We start from the raw sequence: 20,570 nt of genomic DNA on the forward strand, positions 1-20,570 counted from the left end.
CATAGGGCGATACAAGTCCACCATCGGGCGGCGTTTGCGGGCACGGTCGCTTCCCGTTCAGAAGACCGAAGTCGCCAGCGGCTGCGCCGTCCTCAACCGCATGCTTGCCTGCGCACGCCCGTAATCCGCCCGCCGCAAGGCGGCCACGGCATAGTCTGCCGCTCAAGTCCGGACCCATGCACCAACGCCGTTCATTTTGGGTGTGCCGGCGCGATGCTCTGTTCATAACGACGATTGAGCCCAAAACAGGCTTTCCGGTTGCGACGTGTTCATGGCGGGTATTCAGGCCGGGTATACCCAAATTAGAACACGCCCACCGGCGGTCAGTTACGCCGTCGTCGTGGTTTCAGCTTTCTGGTAACCTCCGCCACCCACACGACTGCACCGGGCGTGGCCTGCCAGGCCTGGCCGTCTTCGTCGACGTAGTCAGCTGCCTCATCCTCGCCCCCCAAAGTGATATAGCCGTCGATGGAAGCAACCAAAGGCTGCTTGCCGGAAAGGACGCCAGGCGTCGTGCCCACGAATATCACCATCCAGCCACTGCCGCCGAAATCACCGGAGCTCAACCCGGTCGAAAACCTCTGGCTCGTCATGCGCGAAAACTGGCTGTCGAACCGCATCTTCAAATCCTATGACGATATCGTCGCCCATTGCTGCGATGCTTGGCGCAAGCTCGAAAACTAGCCTTGGCGCATCATGTCCATCGGCCGAAGAGAATGGACAAATGGGTTCTGATCAGTGAGGAAGCATATTATATTACATATGAAACGTAATATTAATTCAATGAGTGGGAATTGAGTGATAGAAAGAAATAGATAATATTGCTCGTTAGCAAGCACTAATATAAGATATCGTCCGCGAGTATTTGGAACATGCTCAGTGGCAGGAGAGCGACTTCCCGACGTATTTCGGCTGAAAAATCCATTCTCATCCAAATAAATATTGCGTCAATCGTCGTTTAGCGTGATGCCTTTGCAGTAATTATTATTAACTAAGTACAGAAGTTGGCAAGCTCTCTTCTAATACACACCGTTAATTGCGCCTCCGGTGAGCAGCAATTGTTATGCTGTGGCCAGCGTTCCAATTTAACGGGGGAGGCATTCTGAGCGGCGGCCACACTAGATCTCAAGAAATATAGCTATCACCGGAGAGCGGTATGCTGAACAATACTATCGCAAGAAATTCATTGCCGAGTATCGATCTTCTGTATGATTATGGACCGTTCTTGCGATTGAGCGAGTCTGAAGGTGGTATTGGGAGCTTTGCTCAAAACAGCCGGCGCCCGCGGGTTGGCATTGTGGGCGCCGGCATCAGTGGCTTGGTGGCGGCGACTGAACTTTTGCGCGCCGGAATAACGGACATCGTGCTATTTGAGGCGCGGGATCGTATGGGTGGGCGGGCTTGGTCACAGATCTTCGACCCGCGCGAACCGCATCTCATTGCCGAGATGGGCGCTATGCGCTTTCCTTCCAGCGCAACCTGCCTGTTCCATTATCTGGACAAATTGAGGATAGATACCGCAGCTTCCTTCCCCGATCCGGGCATCGTGGATACCGAGGTGCACTATCGAGGTGCGCGTCATTTATGGCAGGCCGGCGAGTCTCCGCCGCCACTGTTCAGACGCGTTCATCAAGGATGGCAGGCTTTGATAAGCGACGGTTACGTGCACGAAGGGATTCAACTGCCCGCACCGGCGAAGATCACAACTTTGCTTCGGTCGCATCGCTTTGACCAAGCTCGTGACGCATGGCAGGCCTGGCTAGATTCGTTTCGCGACATCTCCTTCTATTCGGCCCTCGTCACCATCTTTACCGGACCGCAGCCACCAGGGGGCGTACCTTGGAAAAGGCCGGAAGATTTTGAGCTTTTCGGATCGCTGGGGATTGGATCTGGAGGCTTTTTGCCTGTGTACCAAGCCGCGTTTACTGAGATGCTGCGTCTAGTAATTAACGGGTACGAGGACGATCAGCGCCTGATTATGGGAGGGATCTCTCTGTTGGTGAAACGGTTGGCTGAACAGGAGCTTAACGGTGTGAGTTTGCGGCAGCGTGTCCGCTACGGTCATGTAAGCCGTATTTACAAACAGGGCGGTCAGATTCTCGTGACATGCGCAGGAGGGCAGATCGTGCCTTTTGACCGCGTCATCGTCACTACCAGCAATCGAGCTATGGAGCTGGCCCATCGTCTCACGGCAGATGGAACCTTTCTTACTAACGAAGTTTTGCGAGCGGTCAGAGAAACTCACCTTACCGGCTCTTCCAAGCTGTTTATGCTGACGGAAAACAAGTTCTGGTTAAAAAAGGGCTTGCCGACAACCATCTTGTCAGATGGCCTTGCCAGAGGGGTTTACTGCCTAGACTATCAGCCAGATGATCCGGATGGTAAGGGCGTGGTGCTGCTAAGTTATACATGGGAAGATGATGCTAACAAAATGCTTTCCATTCTGGACAAAAAGGAACGGTGCCAGCGTCTGGTCGATGATCTGGCCACCATTTCCCCTGATTTCGCCCGTCATCTAGTCCCGGCTAACGGCGACTATGAACGTCATGTCCTGCAGCACGATTGGCTGATGGATCCATATTCAGTAGGTGCCTTCAAGCTCAATTATCCTGGTGAAGACATCTATTCAGAACGGTTATTTTTCCAATTCGCTACCGCAAAAAAACCGGAAGAAGACACGGGCTTGTATCTCGCAGGATGTGGATGCTCCTTTACCGGCGGGTGGGTCGAGGGCGCGGTACAAACGGGCTTGAATGCCGCATGTGCTGTTATCCGCAGCAGTGGCGGCCAGCTCTTGAGCGGTAACCCTATTGATTCGATGAATTCCGCTTATCGATATTGAGAACCGGTAAATTTAGCGTTCTTTAGAAAAGGCTTCTTAAATGGTTGTAACGTCCACACTCGAGGAGATTTGCAATCAAATACTTGAACCGCGCCGGGTTTGCCGGAGGCTCCAAACCTTGAGAAGGTGGAGCCATCATGAGCAAGACGACTAACAGGTTTTCGCCCGAGGTGCGCGCCCGCGCGGTGCGCATGGTTTTGGATCACGAAAGCGAACATGGTTCGCGCTGGGCGACGGTGTCCTCGATCGCGGCAAAGATCGGCTGCACGGCGCAGTCGCTCAATGAGTGGGTGAAGAAGGCTGAGGTGGACAGCGGCGTGCGCGCCGGCCTTCCCACCGAGGTTGCCGAGAAGCTGAAGGCTCTGGAGCGGGAGAACCGGGAGCTTCGGCAGGCCAACGAGATCCTGCGCAAGGCGTCGGCATATTTTGCCCAGGCGGAGCTCGACCGCCCGTTCAAGCCATGATCGCGTTCATCGACGATCACCGGGAGGCGCATGGGGTCGAGCCGATCTGCAAGGTGCTGCCGATCGCCCCGTCGACCTACCACGATCAAGTCGCCAAGCGGCGCGATCCCTCCCGGCTGTCGGCGCGGGCGAAGCGCGATGAGGAACTCAAGGTCGAAGTGCGGCGCGTGTTCGAGGAGAACTTCCGGGTCTATGGGGTGCGCAAGGTCCGGCGGCAGCTGGGCGGGAAGGCTTCGACGTCGCCCGCTGCGCCGTCTCGCGGCTGATGCGCCAAATGGGTCTCGAAGGGGCGATCCGCGGCAAGCCGGTGAAGACCACGATCAGCGACAAGGCCGCTCCCTGTCCGCTCGATCAGGTCAACCGCCAGTTCCATGCCCCCGGCGGCGTCGCGCCGAAGCGCATGATCACCGACAAGCTACGCTCCTATGGAGCAGCCAGGCGACAGGTGATGCCGGACGTCGAGCATTGGTCGCATAAGGGATTGAACAACCGTGCCGAGAATTCGCATGTGCCGCTGCGAAAACGGGAGCGGATTATGCAAGGCTTCCGATCACCAGGAGCACTGCAACGCTTCGTTTCGATCTTCTCGGCTCAGCGCAATCTCTTCGTCCCGCCCCGCTCAAAACGCTCCGCTCTCGCTACACATATTCACCGCCTGCAGGCCATGGCGGAATGGAAAGCCGTGGCCATGGTCAGCTGACATCTGCGCCTGCAGGTCTCAACGCGTGTATATGCAGACAACGTGACATCCCGTATAGGTTCGATTCCATCAAGCACCTGATTTTCCGCGTCAAGTGCGCTAGCGGCCGAAGCCAGCGCGGCTCTGAAGGTTCCTTCTCCGATCGGGGCAGCTGCATCCGCGGCATAGTAAGCGAGTTGCCCGTCAATTGTTTGCGGAATAGTAAGATGGCAGGAGGTCCGAGTGGCCCAAGCAGAAGGCAATGCATCCCCCTGCCTTCCTTCCGCACTCCAGCGATCCAGAGCTGCTTCTAAAAACTGGATGAAGCCTGGATCGTGAACTGTCTGCAGGGCGCTGGACGTAATCGGCTTCGGCGGTAGAATCCGTTCGAACCCCACATTGCGAAGGCCAGCGATTATTCGTTTCGGCCGTTCTGGTGTGTCGAAGCAGGGCACCATCTGTCCGCGCCATAACCCGCCCGCGCTTTCATGAGCATATTGGTCCTCGGAAAAGATAATAAGCAGTTGCCCTAATCCTCTTCGCCAATTGGGCGCACTTGCATAGAGACGGCGCGGCGCTCTGGCATGGATGTAATCAACGCACCGACGATAATGGCCAATGCTGCAAACATTCCTGGACCTGTCAGCCATTCGCCGAAGAGCGCGGCTGCGAAGAGCGCAGAAAAGAACGGCTCGCTCGATTCGATGACCTGCGTCTTGTATGCCTCGATATGCTGAAGAGCGAGAATTGTGCAGTAGAACCCACAGAACGAGGGGATAACCCCCAGTGATAGCAAGCTTGGCAGCGCGTTCACTGACGGGATTGGTGCTCCGCTCCAAGCATAGGGAACAGCGAGCATAACGAGGCCATAAGCCAGGAACCACCAGAAGGTTTCTAGGGATGAGCGCAGCTTAAAGAACTTCCAGGCGAAGATAAAGCTGGCGTAGCCTAGACCCGCGATAAGGGCGAGGCTAACACCGATAATGCTTCCGGTCATCAGGCCGTCCCCAGCAATCACGAAGTAACCTCCAAGAAAGACCATGGTCATGGCGAACGCCTTTCGGGTCGTTACCCTTTCCTTCAAGATGAGGATGTCGAGCGCGATTGCACCAAGGCCGCCAGCGAAAACAAGGATGGCGACAAGCGGGATCGGTGCATACGTGAAAGCTTGGGTTTCGAAATGGTAAAGTGTGAAGATGCCAAGCGCGGAGCAGACGGCGATCTTCCACGATCCCGTGAACACTGAGACTAGTCGAGCTAAACCTCCAGACCTTAAAAGGATGATGATCGAGAGCAGCGAAAACGCAATGGCGCAACGCCAAAATGCAACTGCAGTGTGATCGAGGCCTTCCTTGAAAGCGGACCGCGAAAGCACGCCGACGGTTCCATTGGACAGAGCTGCAAGAAGAGCGAAACCGGCCCCAAGGATTGATGAAAAATAAGCATTTCTCATGGCGGTCACTTTGTTTCTATCATATGCGAGCGGCAGGCCTCGCCGAATGCACGAAAGATTTCGACGCTGAGCGAATCCTCAACGTGAAACCATTCAGGATGCCATTGTACGGCGGCAGCAAAAGTTGCCGTGTCCTTTACCGATATGGCTTCAATAACGCCGTCCACGCATCGCGCATCAACCGCAAGGCCATCCGCCAAACGCGCGATCCCCTGCCGATGCAGGGTATTGACCAAGACTGGATTCTTTTGCGAGCGGCGGATGCATTGGGCGATGTGGCCGTGGCCTTCGGCTAGAATTGCATGAAAGGGGGCGTATTGAAGGTCGCGTGGGAGAGAGAGGTCTTCCACATGAGTGATCCGACCTTCACCTTCCGAGATGTTGCTTGAGAGGCTGCCACCAAGTGCGACATTGAGTTCTTGCAGCCCACGGCAGATTCCGAACAGGGGAATGCCCGATGATAATGCAATTTCGATCGCAGCAAAGCTTGTCCTGTCCCGGTCAAGATCAAGCGTCTTTGGACAAGCCTCTGGGCCCCCGTAAAATGAGGGCGAGACGTTCGACTCCGCCCCGGTCAGCAGTACGCCATTGAGGACTGACAAACAGACTCGCAAATCCCCTTCCACCAGTCCGCCCGGGATCACTAGCGGTAAGACACCTGCGGTCGTACGCAGGGCTTCAAGATAACGAACGCGTACGGTCTCATAACCGACGCCGTCCTCTGTCCGGCGGTCGGAAATGACACCAACGCAGGGCCGCTGTTTATCAGCGCGGCCACAATCAGGTGCCCTCAAGAGCTTGCCCGATATCGGCGATGATATCCTCAATATGCTCAAGTCCTACGGAAATCCGGATTGTTCCATCGCGAACTCCGGCAGCAAGGCGCGCCTCGCGCGGGACCGAAGCATGTGTCGTCGAGGCTGGATGAGTGGCGAGTGTTCTCGCGTCGCCAATATTTGAGACGTGATAGGCGAGTCGCAACCGCTCGATAAAACGGCGCCCAGCCTCAATGCCGCCAGCGATCTCGAACACGAGCATCGGGCCACCATGATCACCCATGTTCTGCTCGGCGCGATGCCGTTCAACAATCCCGCCAAAAGTCGGATATGTTACCTCGAGAACGCCAGGATGCGCGATGAGAAACTCGGCTAGCTGGCGGGCATTGGAGCAATGTCGAGGCATTCGCAAAGGTAACGTTTCCAGACCTTGGATACAGAGAAAAGATGCGAATGGCGACGGGCAGGGACCGAAATCGCGCATGAGCGTATTGCGCATCTTGAGCAGAAACGGGCTGGCTCCGTAGGGGCCGGGCAGATTGCGCGCGGCATCGAGCCAAAGAATGTTACCGTGCGAGATGTCAGGACGTGTCATCAACGAAAAGCGTTCGGAACAGGCAGCCCAGTCGAAGGTGCCCCCATCCACAATAATGCCGCCAATCGTCGTGCCGTGGCCGCTGATATATTTGGAAGTGGAGTGCACGGTAATGTGGGCGCCAAGCTCGAGAGGGCGGGAGATAAGAGGGGTCAGCGTGTTGTCGATGATCAGCGGAATTCCGAGTTCCTGCGCGATCGCCCCGACCTCGACGATCGGGAAAGGGCTGAGCTTGGGGTTGGGAAGCGCTTCGCCGAACCAACAGCGCGTTCGGTGATCTGAGGCTTCGCGGAAACGTTCGGGATCGCTTGGATCGACGAAGCGGGTTTCAATCCCGAGCCGTTGAAACGTACTGGCCAGCAAATTGATTGTGCCACCATACAGGTGCGTGGAGCTTACGATATTGTCCCCGGCTACGGTGATGTTTAGGATTGCAAGCATAATTGCGGCTTGCCCCGACGCGGTTGCCAAGGCGGCGACGCCACCATCCAGAGCCGCAACGCGTTGCTCGAAAATATCCGTTGTCGGGTTCATCAACCGCGAATAGGTGCGCCCCTCGCGTCGGAGATCGAAGACGTCCGATGCGTGATCAATTGATTCGAATGCATAAGCATTCGAGAGATAGATCGGTACAGTTGTAGCAAGGGTCGCCGGATCATAGCGATAGCCGCCATGCAACACTGCCGTTTCCGGATGCAGGCGTGGCGTTGGCGCCAATCGTGCTGAAGGGTCATTTTTCTCTGGTTTGGTCAACGTTGGATCTCTCCGGGAGTTGGATACTTCTCGGCGCGGCATTCAGACTGGGCGAAACGCTTCCGGTTCTGGTCGCGGATCAGTTTCAGGATCGAAGGCTCACCATTTGGGCCAGGCTGGAATATCCCACCCGTTTCGGAGCAGTGCGCCGCATAGACGGGGTCCCCCATGCGGATGGCATGTGCTTCGGGTAAGCGCCAGAACGGGGTTGTCGGGTCGAGATGATGATCGAGATGGTAGTTGTCGTTATTAATCGCGGTCAGCCACTTCTCGATATTACAGCTGCGGCGGTTCCTAGCCATGTGCAGGTTCACGGTCTGATTTTCGATGGAGCTGCAATGCTCAGACATCTCGATAAACCAGCCGATAATGTGGAATGAGGTGAGGTAGGGAACGACCCAGAGAAGGACGACTTCCGAGAAGTAGCCATAGATCAAAGCGTACACGACGATACAAGCCCAGAACGCGTAGAACCCCCAGCGATCGAACTCGTAACGCCAATTTTCTCCGCGCTTCACCCGCACTGAACTCTCCTTGCCGGAGAGGGAATTGAGGATCATTTGATATCTGTTGCGGACCAGATACTTCAGATAGGCGTAGGTTTTCGATCCCAGCAGGGGCAGGATGATGAGCTTCCAGACGAAGGAACGATCCGTTCGGGGTGTGAAGACACCTTCCGCGATGAAGAACTCCAGGTCAGGATCGGCGTCGGCTCTTCCCAGAAAGGGATGATGGCTGTGGACGTGTGATTCCTTGTAGGCAAAGTGGCGTTGAAAGATGGGCCAAGCCGTTGGCAATGTGCCGAGCAGGAAGTTCAGCAGACGGTTCTTTGTCAGCACACCGTGCGCAGAATCGTGCAGAATGGTGGAGATCCCTCGCTGATGGGCTCCGATCATTATCACTGCGAGAGGATAGAACCACCAGCTGACCCCAATGACCAGCCACGCGAAGGCAGCGATCACCGCATAATCCTTCACGATATAAAGCGGGCCATGCCAATTGTCAGTTGTAAGAGCTTTGATGTCACTAGTGATGCATCGATCAAAACGATGGTGAACGTAGCGGCCGGGCGCTTCGATGCCGTTGTAGAGCGGCCGCGCGTGAGCGTTCATGAAGACACCTTTTGCCGAGAATTGCAGCGCCACTCTGCGGTATAGGCACCGACGAAGCGGTCAATGAGATCAGCTTTGACGTTTGGCATAACGATCGCGTGGGCGGAGTTGTCATGGCATGCGAGCTGGTATTCGCTGACGAGCCTCTCGGATGGCTCGGAAATACAAGGACCATGGATTGAGCAACACCGGGATGCCCGCTGAACGAAATGCTGCTGCGAGGCCTTCCGCACGCTCGATGTAGGTTCGGGCATTATGGCGGAAACCGGCTATGCCAAGCCGCATCAGCCGGTTCCAGATCGCGAGAACGGCGTGGCCGTTGCGCGATCCCATCAGAGCGTCGGCCCGGATCCATCCCGACGCGGCCCAGAACGCTGACGCAGGACGTGATATCGGCGTGTGCGCCTTTCATCGTCGTTCCAGACGTCAGTGCGAGAATGATGCTGCGATGACGGTTTGCGTGGATAACCTCAGAAAGAGCATCTGGAGAGATGGCACCGGAACAATCGGCCCCGCACGTCAAAGCCTCGATCCGGAGGATTTTTGCAGCCTTTGGAAGCGAGTAGTGCGCCTCTGTGGAGTATATCAGAACAGGATTATCAAGGGTCTCGCGCGCAAGGTATATGGCCCATAGATTGCCTTCAGTTCCGCTCGCGCCCACAGTCCCCCAATATTTTTCTGGATCGGCGCACTCCCATACCCGCATGATCCAGTCGACCACCTCTCGCTCTAAGTCACAGACCTCGGTCGCATAGTGTGAACCGACATATGGATCACCTAAATTATTAATTAACAATTTGTCGAATTGAGAGATTGGCTCTAGGTCAAAATCGAGATTGTAAGAATCTCCCAGATGGTTATCACGCTTGTAGGAAAATTTCTTGCTAAGACTATGCAGTCGTCTCGCATAAATATCTCCCTTTTTGCTTGAAAGATGGCCCTCATCTTGGTTACATATAATCTTCACGCATATGACCCATTATTAAATTCGGCTGCATATTATCTACACGATGAGACACTTATTATGCTATCATTATTATGTAACGTGACACTTTTGGATGCCAGATGCAGTTGAAATCGCCTTGGGAACCACGACTCGCCGTAGGTAGTGAGCCGATCTACCAGCGCCTCGCAGCCGCGATCGCGGAGGATCTGAGCAGTGGCAAAATCCCACCCGGCGCCAGGCTCCCAGCGCATAGGGACTTGAGCTATCAACTAGGCGTGGGCTTGGGAACGGTCACCAAGGCCTATGGCCTGCTGGAGCGCCAAGGCCTCGCCGCATCTGTCCATGGTCGCGGCATGTTCGCGACCAAAAAAAATCTCACGATCACCAAGGCTATTGATCTGAGCGTGAACGTGCCTCCGAACATTATGTCGGACCGGTTGCTAAGTGGGACATTGGCTTCGCTAGCGTCGGCGATTGATGCCAAGACCTTCGGAGCATATACGCCTCCACAGGGAATCTTTCAGCATCGTCTGGCACTCGCAGGATGGCTGCAACGTTACTGTGCCTCCGTCGACGCCGAGCGGATGATCCTCTGTAATGGTGGCCAGCAAGCACTTTCAATTGTGCTTGCAGCGCTGCTCGCGCCGGACCTTTGCATAGCGACAGACGATCTTCCGTTCCCTGGCCTCCAGATGATCGCGGGGCTATTGAGCCTTCAATTATTCGGCATAAAAACTGATTTTGAGGGCATTCTACCGTCTGCATTCGATAAGATTGCACACGAGATCGCGGCGAAGGGGAAGCGTCTAATATTATTCACGAACCCGACGGCGCAGAATCCAACCGGCAAGACGATGTCGCGATCGCGCCTCAAGGATATTGCGGAAATTTGCAGGCACCGAGATGTATTGATCATTGAAGACGACGTATACTCTGCCTTCTCCGCTCGCGAGCACCTCTGTTTTCTCGATCTTGTGCCTGAAAGAACCTACTATATCAACAGTTTAGCTAAGATTCTAACGCCTGGAATGCGACTCGGTATTCTCATCGCACCGTCTGACCAACTAGGTAATCTCCTGCGCGTGATCCACGCGCAGGGTTCCACTGTTTCTCCGATCGCAAGTCTTGTCATGTACAGATGGGTCGTGGATGGAGTCGCATCCCATATCGCGACGATGACACAGTCAGAAGCGGTCGCGAGGAATAAACTAGCGGCTTCAGTCTTTAGCTCCATAACTGATGCCTGGATTGGCAGCGGGTTCCATATGTTCCTCCCGACACGCCGCGCGGCGGCCATCGCTCTTGCCAGCGCCGCCCGCGAAATCGGTATACTGGTCACCGAGCCTGCACTTTCCTTATCAGAGGAAAGCGATGAAAGTGGAATTCGCCTTTGTCTTGGTGGACCGACCTATGACGAGCTCAGCATCGCACTGAGAAAGGTTGCAGCTCTGCATGTTCAGGGATCGGCTCTGGCTGGGGGCGAAAAACCACTCTAGCGAATTAGGCCACAATTGTCACACTGCACTAAATTAGGTTCTTCCTCAATTTGTGTGGTTCATCCGCTGTTAGCGACCCATTGTCACTTGGCAGTTAATTGTGAGAATGGGCGTTGGTGCAGTCGCCATCGGCTGCGCCGTCCTCAACCGCATGCTTGCCTGCGCACGCCCGAAATCCGCCCGCCGCAAGGCGGCCACGGCATAGTCTGCCGCTTCAAAGATCGACATCCGCTCAAGTCCGGACCCATGTACAAACCGCATCGTCGGCCGGCTCATCGCCTCACACAGCGCTTCTGCGTCCACCGCGTCGTTCTTGCCGCGCTTGACGTACGGTTTCACCGCGCGCCCATCGTCACCCATATGGTGTGGTATAAGATCGGCAGCGCCGACGAGGCGCCGGGGAAATCCGGCATCGCGCACCATTTCGAGCATCTGATGTTCAAAGCGACGGCCAACCACGCCGCCTGCGAGTTAAACCGCGCGGCCCAGATCGTTGGAGCAGATGATGAGCGCTCGGATACCGTCAGCGACGAATACGTATCCGCTCCGGTCTGCGATTCAGCGTCATCACAGCCCCAGTTTCCTCTTCAGTTCCGCGTTCTCCTTGCGCAAGCGTTCCGCGAGCAGGCTCTTCAGTCGCTTGTTTTCTTCCTCGAGCGCGACGAGGTCCTTCAGATTGTCACCTTCCGATGCAGGCGACGCAGCCTTCTTCCAGTTATAGTAGGTCTGTTCCGAGATGCCGGCCTGCTTTACGGCACTGTTGTGAGTGGCGCCGCCACTAATAGACTTTTCGATCTGGCCGAGCATTTGGGCACGCTCCTTTTCAGAATAAATCTTCCGTCCGGTCCGCACGGCCGCTGCTTCCTGCGCTTGAGACGCCGTATGGGCTGCATTCTTCCGAGCAGGCTGCCTAGGTTCAGCCTTCGCCTTCCGCGACCGTGGGGCCTTCTTCTTTTCAGGTGTCTCCACTTTGGCTGTCGGTTCCGTTGCAGCTTCAGCGTCCAAGAGATTTGCCATGAGATGCTCCGCTCGCGGTTTGTGCATGTGTTCAGCATCAAGGGCTACGACACTAGAGTCAACAAGGCGACCATTTGGCAACCCCATCTCTTTGAGCTCCCTTGTTGTCTCGGCCATTGCTGCGGAGAGATCGACATCGCTCCAGATGGAACGATCCCGTTTTTGAGAACTTCGCTTCTGTCTGATCTCCACCGTGAACGGTCGGGTTTGCCGCCTCATAGTTTCTTCCTTGTTGGACACGAATTACGCGGAAGTCGCGGCAGACGACGAATGAACGTCTGGCCCTTCTGCTGTCGCCCGAGCTATATGCATCCGACGGCACGAGCAAGCCTGCTGGCTACTCACACCCTGAACAGACCGTTTTTTATAAAGCCTGTGAGCAGGTAGGCTACACCATCTCGAGCATGGACGAGGAGGTCGATGGCCTTGAAATATGGCAGCATGCAAAAGCTATTTGCCCGCGCGTCTGATAGTACATCGACGGCTTGCACGCAAACTTAAAGAAGCTGCTCCAGAGCGCCGATCCAATCTCGATCCCGGAACTCGGTCGCCGTAGCCGCAGAGGTGCATGAGGGCCGATCCGTTTTGGCACCGCGCAAGCGGCCTTGCTACGGACCAGCGACGACGCAACGCGCCTTGATGACCTCGATGAAATCTTCCGCAGCCAACTGGTCGCACGCGACGCCAACCGTCGTTCCCGAATCGTCGAGCTCATCGCGAGGTCGCGGGGCGACGGCAGCTGACTGCCCCGTTCATAGACCCCGCGAAACGGTCGTAGATCTGGCGCGCGCCCGGCCTTGCCAGCGACCTGCCGACGCTGCACGGGACTGATGGATCAACGGCGGATTGGGCAACAGCGTGCCCCTTATTTCCACTCTAGCCTCTGCCCAAAAAAAGGCACCGTTAACGAAATTTTTTAACCCCCAATGCTAATCGCGAGACTGGAGGCGTGAGGTGATCGATGGGTGATTCAAACATAAGCGCGTTTCCGCTGCATCGTCGGCGGAAATTGGTCGAAGGTATCGCCCGGGTTCTGGAGTCCAAGAACGGGGAGGACGCCAATGCCTTCTGGCGCAGCACCGTGAAGACAATTCTCCTCCAATTGTCCCAATCAGGAATTGCACCGGGGCTCGCCGAACAGGAAATTGGAACGCTTCTGCGTGCTATCTTAGGCGATATAGCCACCCGGTCTGCGAAAGTCGAACAATAGCATCGGCTCACGAGGAAGGATTGCCGCGTGAAGTGCCCGCGGGGACCGAGGGTCGCATCATTACATCCATCAATTGTAAGGTTCTCTCGCGAGGTACGATGTGGGTATCCTCTTCGACCATGCCTCGAACGTGCACCGCGCCAGCCGCAATGTCGATTATCCCGGTGTTGGCCATTTGGGAGATTACCCGACAAGAGGGCGAGTGAAGCCTGTCGATCGTAACCATCTGTTCACCACAAGTTGGCAGACTGATTGCTGGCGCTTCCATCGCGCCTAACGTGGGCCGGCGTCATTGATGACGTAGGCTTGCCGCACACCGGCGGCCGACGTTTTCACGTACCTCACCCCGCCCTCCAAGCAGTATGCGTCGACCGCCGGTTTTCTACGTCCCGAGTACATAAGCGGCAAGTCTCTATCGGTGGACCCGATTTCAACTCATCAGCCATCCGCCGGCTCGGCCAATGAACTCGTCTCGGTGCCTCGCCGCATCGGGTAATTCCAACCGGAGTGCACCGAGTAGCATGCGCATGTTGGTCGCGATCAAGTCCGCGAAACGCTTCACCTGGCGCTTTTCAAGAGCGCCGAGACAGTCCGCGAGGCGGAAAGCAATCTCCGCCGGATAACGCTGATGCATGCGCCTGCGCGCAGCAGCACTTTCTATCCCCAACGCCAGGAGAAACGCATCGAACTGTTCTGGGGTAACTTCATCCAGCGTTTGCGCCTCACCGATCCTATAAGCGAGCTCGTCGGTCAGAGTCTCATCCAGCCTGGTCGGCAAGATATCGTAACGCGGCGCAAAGTGGACTCTTCCCCCCGGTTCGTAGAGCAGAGCGAAATTCTTTGCGTGTCCATCGTTATTGCCGACCAGGAGATCGAATATCGTGGCTCTGATGAAGGTCTCCTTCGCCTGGGCCGGATCAACCGTCGCCTCGAGTATCCCACGAACGGCCGAAACGTCGAAGCGCCGGCCTACCTTGCCGCGCCTTTCATACTTCATCGAAGCTGGCAAACCGAGCGCCTGCGCGAAATCCTCCTGGTGAAGGCGCACGATCCGGTTCTGGCGGTCTCTGCGTCGGTCGAACCGGGTCACCAATAGGGTCTCGATCTCGTCAAACGGTACCACTGAGACTTCGGCCGTCTCGAACCCCAGTTCCGCGGAAAGTCTCATGGCCTCGGCTTCATAGCGCGCATCCTGCTGATGATCGCGGTCGGGCACCTTGAGAATGTGTGTCGTCGGAGCGCCGGATCCCCGCTTCGGCTCGGCAAACCTGCCGTCCGGCAGAACAGTCAGTGCGATCTTGCTTTGTACGCCTGCCAATGGAGAGGGATCTTCGGTTCCGTCCGGCAAGCGTTTACGCTCATTGAGTGCTTTTACGATCGCGATCATGCGATCCGGCGGAATGGGGACATAGTCGCTTTCGTAGTCGCCTGGGACCTTTGTCGGCGGCGATCCTGACGGAAGAACCGAAAGTGCTCCTGCACAGTCTTTTCCAAGGTGATATAGCAGGCCCGTAATGTCATCGCGAGCAATGCCTTCCCGTGCCATCACGTCGGTGAGGACGCCGTCGCGCTCTTGCAGAAGGTTGTCGAAGAATGCTCGCGTAATCACGTCATTGTAAGGCTCTTCGGCGAGTGGAAGCGAGAGAGACAAGGCGGTCGCGTCTGATCTTCGAAGGTAGTCTGCCTTGTAGACAAAGGCGACTGAGCCGTTTTCGTCCCGCACGAGGATGCCGATCGGATCGGCGAAACCGTCGAACCTCACATCGAGGGCAAGCACCTCCATGTATCAGCGTTCCCGAGCAAGCAGCGATATGCCGGCTGCATGCGCGACTTTCAGGACCTTGCCGAATTCAAGTGTGGCTTTGCCGTTCTCCAATTCGGATAAAAATCTGCGCCCCACTCCAGCAAGGTCAGCAAAACTCTGTTGCGAGAGATACCGGCCCTCGCGAGCGCGCCGGACTAGCCGCCCAAGATCTGAGGCGGAGACGATCTCCAGCCCTACCGTATCCGTTTCGTCATGGCGCGGCGAGGCCGCGCCGGCGCCCTCATCCCCATCACTGGTCCCTCCGCTGCGAGGCAGATAAGCGTCGGGAAGCGTTCTGGGCAGGGCAGCCGTAATGAATTCCGAAACCTCAGGAAGCTGCAGATTGATCTGCGGTATTGCGTCGGTCAGTCGTCTGCTGACGTCCCCCAGGGCATCAACGCGGGAAAGTGCCTCGGAAATTCCCTTTGTGTCCAATGAGCTCCTGACGGCCCCATCTTGACGCGAATATTCTTTACTAGCCGCTTTGAGTGCTTCGCTGGACGCATGGATGTCTGCAATTTGTTTCGCCAGGGCCTGGGCAGAAGGAATTTGGGAAAGTGCCTTGGCGATCTCTGTCGCGCTCAAGGCGTGTTCGATCGTGTCATTGTGGCGCGACAGGTCTGTCGTGACGTTCCTGACGGCGTCGCCAGACGCTTTGATATCCGCAAGCATCTTCCCCAGATCCTGGGCAGGACCTGTCTGGGCAAGCAGCTTTGCGATGTCTCTCGCGCTGATGGCGCTGACGGATCGTGAGGCCTTGGCCATGTTTTGCTCCCGATCGGGAACATAATCTTACTCCGTCTTTGTTTCAAGGCCCATGTTCCCGAACGGTATCAGGGAGCCAAAATGACCCCGAACGGGTTCACCGCCCCTCAAGCGGAGCAGAACTAGGCCGCTTGATACCGTTCGGGAGCAGACATCCGCATATTGCAACCAATCTCTAAGCAATCCCTTCACCGTCGAGAACCGCTTTTGGAAAAGGGAAGCTTGGCGAGCCCGATATTGCCATAAGTAGCGCCATTTTAACTGGCCCGACGTTCGCAGTTCAACGGGTCGACCGCGAGATCACCGCATGCGGAACGTTAAATACAAGAACAGCAATGGCGGCTACGTCGGTGCCAGCGTCATATTGCGAAGGTGCGTCGCGGCAGCGTGATCGGCTCCACATCGGCGTCTGCCGAGTTGGCAATGCGAGCGCGATGATCTGCGCGGGAAGGCACTCCAAAGAGGTGGCGGCCTTCGCCTTATGTATGTGGCCGGATATTTTAGCGGGAGCGTATATTCATCGACAGCCGGTGCCCTTAGCAGAAGTCCCCCCTAGCTATCCCGCCGGTTAGGCCCGGCAGCTCTGATCGCCCAAAGACCAAGGCTACTGGGCCGCTCCCGTTTTCCACCTACCCGACCAGCGACGAAGGCGGCCGGGCACTAACAACGCTCAGCTTTTCTCGCCTGGCAAGAATAGGCTTCCCTCATTTAATGGACATCCGCTGGACGGTCCGCCTATGAATCCAGCGAACGCACGCCAGCTTATAGATGCATGACGCGGTGCGCTGTAACACATTAGCAACAATCAAGGTTCTTCATGGAAGTGCTTAAGCCAGGCATGGCGGAGCCTCTCCTCTTCACGCGGCCTACGAGGCCAGGCTTCAGCCACTCGGCCTTTTCCTTCGCAAGCCCTTTCGGCGGTGGAGCGCCGACCTTACCCTGAACGCGGTTTCATAGCTGCCGCTTGTCGGCTTTGAAGGTGACGAAGGCGCCGCCCATGTAGCGGCCTTGGTCGGCCTTCAGCACCATCGCCGGCTTCCCTGTCTCGCGCTTCACGCACATGACATCCATTTCCTTCTCGACGTAGCACTTCACCTTGCGCCAGTTCATAGTCGACCCGCTGCGGTAGACGCCGTCCGACCGCTTCGACACGATGCCTTCCAGGCCTCCTTCGCATGCCAGGTGGTAGATGGCGTCGCCGGTTCCCGGCAGCGCCTCGCTGAACTGGATCCGGCGGCCGGCCGGCATGAGCGCCTGCAATACTCCCGGCGCTCCTTCAGTGGCACGTCGCGCAAGTCATGGCCATTGATGTGCAGCACGTCGAAGGCGACGAAATAGAGGTCTTGCTGGCGCCGGTGATGGCCGAGCGCAACGCGTGGACGTCTGAAAGCCCCGCTTCGTTGGTGGTGATCACTTCGCCGTCGACGGCCGCGCTCTCGACTGCGAATTCGCCGGCCGCCTTCGCGAGTTCGCGGTACTTCGATGTCCAGTCCAGCCCGCGGCGGGTAAAGATGCGAACACCGTCTTCATCGATGACGATCTGCGACCGATAGCCATCGACTTTTCTAGGCAATGGCCTGGCGCGATCGGCGTCAAGTCATCTGGCTGAGCAGCCGGGACATAAGCCGCTGGAAATAGATGCATGACGCCAGCAAAGACGGGTTCCCCCTGCTTGGCATCGCCACCGCCCGGCACTGTATGGACCGGCGCGCCTCCTTTCCAAAGCGTCCAGCCGCGGCCGGGCTGACCTTGCTGCCAGTCCTATCCAGTTTCGAGTTCGTTTCCGCGCGGGTTGTGCCCTGCTGGGCGGGTGAAGCGACGGGCGCTGGCGCGGAGCCTTTGGCATAGCGCAGCGCGAGCGACCGTCGCGGATTGAAGGTGGTGGCGAACTCGGCCGGTATCTGTCAGGCGATTTGGGAGTCCGGCCGCGCCGGTGTTGTAGTCGGCGCGCCACAGGGCGATGGCTAGGCGCGCCTGCCCTACGCGCCAGCTCAGGGGTGAGAAATTACAAGACGCCTCGACTGCATTCTCACAGCTAACTGCCAAGCGACATCAGCGATCGTGCGAAGATCGTGTGACCGTCCAAGTCTCCCAAAACCCAGGCATCCCGCAGATGGGGCACTCGGCTGCCGCGGGTCGCCGTCGACGACAGTCACACTTACAGATCTCGAATTGGTTATAGAACCTCGGTCTTAAGAGCAGCAGTGCTGACCTCAAGCTCCTTAACCAGTGTCGAAATGAGTTTGGCTGCAGGCATGGCACGCGCAAATGGAGCACCCTGGCCAGCCCATTGTGCTCCGAATCCGTGCTCATTCCTGGCTTTTGCAGCGGCATGCAGCGCCTTTCCAGCATCGTAGGCGATCGGGTAATCAGGCGGTAGTAGGTCAAACCTTTCCTGCAGCGCCGTGAAGCGGTTTTCGAGTGCGCGTGCCGGCCTTCCGGAGATCAGCCGCGTCAGTCGCGTGTGATACGCGCCCGGCCCCGTCAGTGCTTTTCGATATGCCTCGTCAGCACTCGATTCGGGACACGCGACAAATGCCGTACCCAGCTGGGCTGCGATTGCGCCAAGCGCGAGCGCCGCCGCAATTCCCGCTCCATCCATAATGCCGCCGGCGGCGATCACGGGGAGCATGCTTTCGCGAACCAGGAGCCTCACAAGGGCGAAAGTGCCCAAACCGTCATCGGGCAACGTCGGATCGAAGACGCCGCGATGACCACCGGCCTCAATGCCTTGCGCCACGATCCCATCTATGCCGGCCCGTTCGACCTTGCGTGCCTCATCAGGACTCGTGGCGGTCGCAAGCAGTGTCGTGCCATTCGCTTTCAAGGCCCGGATAACTCCATCCGACGGTAGTCCGAAATGGAAGCTGATGACGGGCGGCCGCGTTTCAAGCAACATCGACAGCATCTCGGTGTCGTCGGCAAAGCTCTTGTAGATCGTGCGCAGGGCCTCTGGAGGCTCTGCACCGAACTCCGCGAATAGTGGTTTCAGCCAATCAAGCCAGGCCGCATCGCGCACCGGATCGCTGATTGGCGTGCCATGCACGAACAAATTGACATTGAAGGCGCGATCGGTCCGCGAGCGCAACTCCTCAATCATCGCTCTTGCGCCTGCCGCATCGGTTGCACCAACGCCAATCGATCCCAGCCCTCCAGCATTCGAGACCTCCGCCGCCAAGGCGGGGGTCGAAACACCCGCCATAGGCGCCTGGATGATCGGAATTGTCATTCTTAGCTGTTGCAACACCGTTTTTTCTCCTCAAGCCTCGCCAACAATTCGTCAGTCGGGCCAAACATCCATTATGGATGTGATCAGCAGAAACGCCCGCTTGCGCCAGCCACGAAACAAAGAAGCGCATGAATGACAAGGACCGCAGATATAGAGGTCCGCTTCATTATAGGGGTGTTTGCGAGTAGCCATTCGAAGGAGTGTAGCCGCTATGAACCCGCCTCATCGCGCGATTGATCATGGAAAGTTCCCAACTGAGGTCCCTTGCTGGCGCCCTGCCAGATGGCCCGATTCCGGTACCATGGATTCAGAAGGATGGGTGGCCGGGATGCTTTTCTGCCTCTGCTTCCAGCATGCCTTGCATGGGCGTCAGGCCAACGCCGCCGGCCATGTGAACAAGCGCCGAAGGTTGACCCCACGGGCAACTTCATACCTTTGGGAGGTCACTACCGGCGCCGACAGTGACCCCTGCTTTTTCACATTGTGATGGCGGATCAGGTTGGGGTCAACCTTCGGCGCTGATTCATAAAGAGTTTCGCCATGTTGTCGGAGACCCACTGTACCGCAGAGGAAATTGACTTTTTCTTGACTATGACCGAAGGCGTGCTCCGTCGGATTCAGGAGCACATGAAACAAATCCATGATGGACGCGTCTTTAGGAGCGCTGCCGCACCAGGTTAGCCAACTCGAGCCATAATTGCCGATTGGATGGCCGTTGCCGTATATAGGCAAGCATCTAACGTCAGATTCCCAAATGCCGGTTGACAAAGGAGGTAGTTTGCACCGGCCTCTTCCAACTGATCAAGAAGAGCTTGTCCCGCAGAAGCTGCCGTTCCTACGACGCACAATTCCTTCTCGATTGCTGCATCGAAGGTCAGCGGCAGGTTTGGTGGAGTCGGCGTGCCATTGAGATCGTAAAGGAATTTGAAGCTCTTGAGCCATCGCTCATAAGCAGGTGCGGCGACTGAACGTGCATCTGTTTCAGAACGCCCAATCACGACCATTCGGAGCAATCCAAGAAATGGCACATGGTCGTCCGCGTCACTGGTGTGCTCTCGATCGGCGCGGAAGGCATCAGTAGTTCTGCGAACAGAAGAGGAAGGTCCCACGCATGCGATGTTAACGCCATTCGCAGCGGCCCAAGCCGCCGATTCGGGTCGATTCGTGGCGATCCAAGTCGGCGGATGTGGACGCTGTTTTCTTTCATTTGCGAAAGGAAAGCCGGCACTCATGATAGAATTCCATCAGTAAGGCGCAGCCAGCCGATCGAGTTTCGTAGGCGAGGTTGCCAGAGTTAATGACGATCGTGTCGGTGAACCTGAGGCCGGTATTGATGCTCCCCATCGAGAAGGTGCGGTGGTGCAGGCATATGTGCCGCCGAGGCGAAAGATAGCGCTGCTGGAACCTGAGGCGAAGGCAGGGAAGCCCG

At 56.8% G+C, this 20,570-nt stretch carries 15 protein-coding genes, 7 pseudogenes and 1 other annotated feature; of the genes and pseudogenes, 8 read left to right on the top strand and 14 right to left on the bottom strand.

Features of this window, described 5'->3' with window-relative positions:
- Nucleotides 1-124 (top strand): annotated as a pseudogene (locus tag AC0L2L_RS23415) (IS5/IS1182 family transposase); the annotation flags it as partial.
- A gap of 199 nt (nucleotides 125-323) precedes the next feature.
- On the opposite strand, the gene AC0L2L_RS23420 reads toward AC0L2L_RS23415, so the two are convergent.
- A complete protein-coding gene (locus AC0L2L_RS23420) occupies nucleotides 324-521 on the bottom strand; it encodes a hypothetical protein (RefSeq protein ID WP_473581541.1) in 198 nt (65 codons plus the stop codon).
- Between AC0L2L_RS23420 and AC0L2L_RS23425 the strand changes: the two are divergent.
- From AC0L2L_RS23425 to AC0L2L_RS23440, 4 genes and pseudogenes are all read left to right on the top strand, one after another.
- A pseudogene (locus AC0L2L_RS23425) lies at nucleotides 514-684 on the top strand (transposase); the annotation flags it as partial. The gene AC0L2L_RS23420 and the pseudogene AC0L2L_RS23425 sit on opposite strands and share 8 nt — an antisense overlap.
- A 472-nt stretch (nucleotides 685-1,156) precedes the next feature.
- On the top strand, nucleotides 1,157-2,842 hold the full coding sequence (locus AC0L2L_RS23430; RefSeq protein ID WP_473581543.1) for an NAD(P)/FAD-dependent oxidoreductase: 1,686 nt from the start codon (nucleotides 1,157-1,159) through the stop codon (nucleotides 2,840-2,842).
- A gap of 137 nt (nucleotides 2,843-2,979) precedes the next feature.
- Nucleotides 2,980-3,685 (top strand): annotated as a pseudogene (locus AC0L2L_RS23435) (IS3 family transposase); the annotation flags it as partial.
- Nucleotides 3,261-3,377 (top strand) — a sequence feature (AL1L pseudoknot). (Overlaps the previous pseudogene by 117 nt.)
- A gap of 3 nt (nucleotides 3,686-3,688) precedes the next feature.
- Nucleotides 3,689-4,006, top strand: a pseudogene (locus tag AC0L2L_RS23440) (DDE-type integrase/transposase/recombinase); the annotation flags it as partial.
- Nucleotides 4,007-4,514: 508 nt separating this feature from the next.
- Here AC0L2L_RS23440 and AC0L2L_RS23445 read toward each other — a convergent pair.
- The 5 genes from AC0L2L_RS23445 to AC0L2L_RS23465 form a co-directional block, all read right to left on the bottom strand.
- Nucleotides 4,515-5,438, bottom strand: a complete 924-nt coding sequence (locus AC0L2L_RS23445; protein ID WP_473581740.1) for a DMT family transporter — start codon at nucleotides 5,436-5,438, stop codon at nucleotides 4,515-4,517.
- Between the two features lie 5 nt (nucleotides 5,439-5,443).
- The gene (locus AC0L2L_RS23450) at nucleotides 5,444-6,274 is read right to left on the bottom strand and encodes a gamma-glutamyl-gamma-aminobutyrate hydrolase family protein (RefSeq protein ID WP_473581545.1); all 831 of its coding nucleotides are present in this window, start codon (nucleotides 6,272-6,274) and stop codon (nucleotides 5,444-5,446) included.
- A complete protein-coding gene (locus AC0L2L_RS23455; RefSeq protein ID WP_473581547.1) occupies nucleotides 6,219-7,562 on the bottom strand; it encodes an O-acetylhomoserine aminocarboxypropyltransferase/cysteine synthase family protein in 1,344 nt (447 codons plus the stop codon). The genes AC0L2L_RS23450 and AC0L2L_RS23455 overlap by 56 nt, the downstream gene beginning before the upstream one ends.
- Nucleotides 7,559-8,674 (bottom strand): fatty acid desaturase family protein, encoded by a 1,116-nt coding sequence (locus tag AC0L2L_RS23460; RefSeq protein WP_135909880.1) that lies wholly within the window; start codon nucleotides 8,672-8,674, stop codon nucleotides 7,559-7,561. The genes AC0L2L_RS23455 and AC0L2L_RS23460 overlap by 4 nt, the downstream gene beginning before the upstream one ends.
- A 253-nt stretch (nucleotides 8,675-8,927) precedes the next feature.
- Nucleotides 8,928-9,641: a PLP-dependent aminotransferase family protein gene (locus AC0L2L_RS23465; RefSeq protein WP_473581549.1), complete on the bottom strand. Its 714-nt coding sequence runs from the start codon at nucleotides 9,639-9,641 to the stop codon at nucleotides 8,928-8,930.
- Nucleotides 9,642-9,739: 98 nt separating this feature from the next.
- Between AC0L2L_RS23465 and AC0L2L_RS23470 the strand changes: the two genes are divergently transcribed.
- Both AC0L2L_RS23470 and AC0L2L_RS23475 read left to right on the top strand, forming a co-directional pair.
- A complete protein-coding gene (locus AC0L2L_RS23470; RefSeq protein ID WP_473581551.1) occupies nucleotides 9,740-11,116 on the top strand; it encodes an aminotransferase-like domain-containing protein in 1,377 nt (458 codons plus the stop codon).
- A gap of 336 nt (nucleotides 11,117-11,452) precedes the next feature.
- Nucleotides 11,453-11,600, top strand: a pseudogene (locus AC0L2L_RS23475) (insulinase family protein); the annotation flags it as partial.
- Nucleotides 11,601-11,683: 83 nt separating this feature from the next.
- Here AC0L2L_RS23475 and AC0L2L_RS23480 read toward each other — a convergent pair.
- Nucleotides 11,684-12,352: a transposase gene (locus AC0L2L_RS23480; protein ID WP_473581553.1), complete on the bottom strand. Its 669-nt coding sequence runs from the start codon at nucleotides 12,350-12,352 to the stop codon at nucleotides 11,684-11,686.
- Nucleotides 12,353-13,094: 742 nt separating this feature from the next.
- Here AC0L2L_RS23480 and AC0L2L_RS23485 point away from each other — a divergent pair.
- A complete protein-coding gene (locus tag AC0L2L_RS23485; RefSeq protein WP_473581555.1) occupies nucleotides 13,095-13,343 on the top strand; it encodes a DUF6074 family protein in 249 nt (82 codons plus the stop codon).
- 430 nt (nucleotides 13,344-13,773) lie between these two features.
- On the opposite strand, the gene AC0L2L_RS23490 is transcribed toward AC0L2L_RS23485, so the two are convergent.
- The 7 genes and pseudogenes from AC0L2L_RS23490 to AC0L2L_RS23520 form a co-directional block, all read right to left on the bottom strand.
- A complete protein-coding gene (locus AC0L2L_RS23490) occupies nucleotides 13,774-15,126 on the bottom strand; it encodes a HipA domain-containing protein (RefSeq protein ID WP_473581557.1) in 1,353 nt (450 codons plus the stop codon).
- A gap of 3 nt (nucleotides 15,127-15,129) precedes the next feature.
- Nucleotides 15,130-15,912, bottom strand: a complete 783-nt coding sequence (locus tag AC0L2L_RS23495) for a helix-turn-helix transcriptional regulator (protein ID WP_473581559.1) — start codon at nucleotides 15,910-15,912, stop codon at nucleotides 15,130-15,132.
- A 951-nt stretch (nucleotides 15,913-16,863) separates the two neighbouring features.
- Complete coding sequence (locus AC0L2L_RS23500; protein ID WP_473581749.1) at nucleotides 16,864-17,172, bottom strand: hypothetical protein; 309 nt, start codon at nucleotides 17,170-17,172, stop codon at nucleotides 16,864-16,866.
- Between the two features lie 32 nt (nucleotides 17,173-17,204).
- Nucleotides 17,205-17,485 (bottom strand): annotated as a pseudogene (locus AC0L2L_RS23505) (ATP-dependent DNA ligase); the annotation flags it as partial.
- Nucleotides 17,486-18,088: 603 nt separating this feature from the next.
- Nucleotides 18,089-19,159: an NAD(P)H-dependent flavin oxidoreductase gene (locus tag AC0L2L_RS23510; RefSeq protein ID WP_473581560.1), complete on the bottom strand. Its 1,071-nt coding sequence runs from the start codon at nucleotides 19,157-19,159 to the stop codon at nucleotides 18,089-18,091.
- Nucleotides 19,160-19,510: 351 nt separating this feature from the next.
- On the bottom strand, nucleotides 19,511-19,783 hold the full coding sequence (locus AC0L2L_RS23515; protein ID WP_473581562.1) for a hypothetical protein: 273 nt from the start codon (nucleotides 19,781-19,783) through the stop codon (nucleotides 19,511-19,513).
- A gap of 35 nt (nucleotides 19,784-19,818) precedes the next feature.
- A pseudogene (locus tag AC0L2L_RS23520) lies at nucleotides 19,819-20,340 on the bottom strand (LLM class flavin-dependent oxidoreductase); the annotation flags it as partial.
- Nucleotides 20,341-20,570 lie beyond the last annotated feature (230 nt).

The sequence above is a fragment of the Mesorhizobium sp. WSM4832 genome (assembly GCF_055811115.1).

Excerpts from the sequence above, each read along its gene's own strand:
- AC0L2L_RS23495 (WP_473581559.1), bottom strand. The coding sequence starts at position 15,912 with ATGGCCAAGGCCTCACGATCCGTCAGCGCCATCAGCGCGAGAGACATC.
- AC0L2L_RS23490 (WP_473581557.1), bottom strand. The coding sequence starts at position 15,126 with ATGGAGGTGCTTGCCCTCGATGTGAGGTTCGACGGTTTCGCCGATCCG.
- AC0L2L_RS23460 (WP_135909880.1), bottom strand. The coding sequence starts at position 8,674 with ATGAACGCTCACGCGCGGCCGCTCTACAACGGCATCGAAGCGCCCGGC.
- AC0L2L_RS23515 (WP_473581562.1), bottom strand. The coding sequence starts at position 19,783 with ATGGATTTGTTTCATGTGCTCCTGAATCCGACGGAGCACGCCTTCGGT.
- AC0L2L_RS23430 (WP_473581543.1), top strand. The coding sequence starts at position 1,157 with ATGCTGAACAATACTATCGCAAGAAATTCATTGCCGAGTATCGATCTT.
- AC0L2L_RS23480 (WP_473581553.1), bottom strand. The coding sequence starts at position 12,352 with ATGAGGCGGCAAACCCGACCGTTCACGGTGGAGATCAGACAGAAGCGA.
- AC0L2L_RS23445 (WP_473581740.1), bottom strand. The coding sequence starts at position 5,438 with ATGAGAAATGCTTATTTTTCATCAATCCTTGGGGCCGGTTTCGCTCTT.
- AC0L2L_RS23485 (WP_473581555.1), top strand. The coding sequence starts at position 13,095 with ATGGGTGATTCAAACATAAGCGCGTTTCCGCTGCATCGTCGGCGGAAA.
- AC0L2L_RS23470 (WP_473581551.1), top strand. The coding sequence starts at position 9,740 with ATGCAGTTGAAATCGCCTTGGGAACCACGACTCGCCGTAGGTAGTGAG.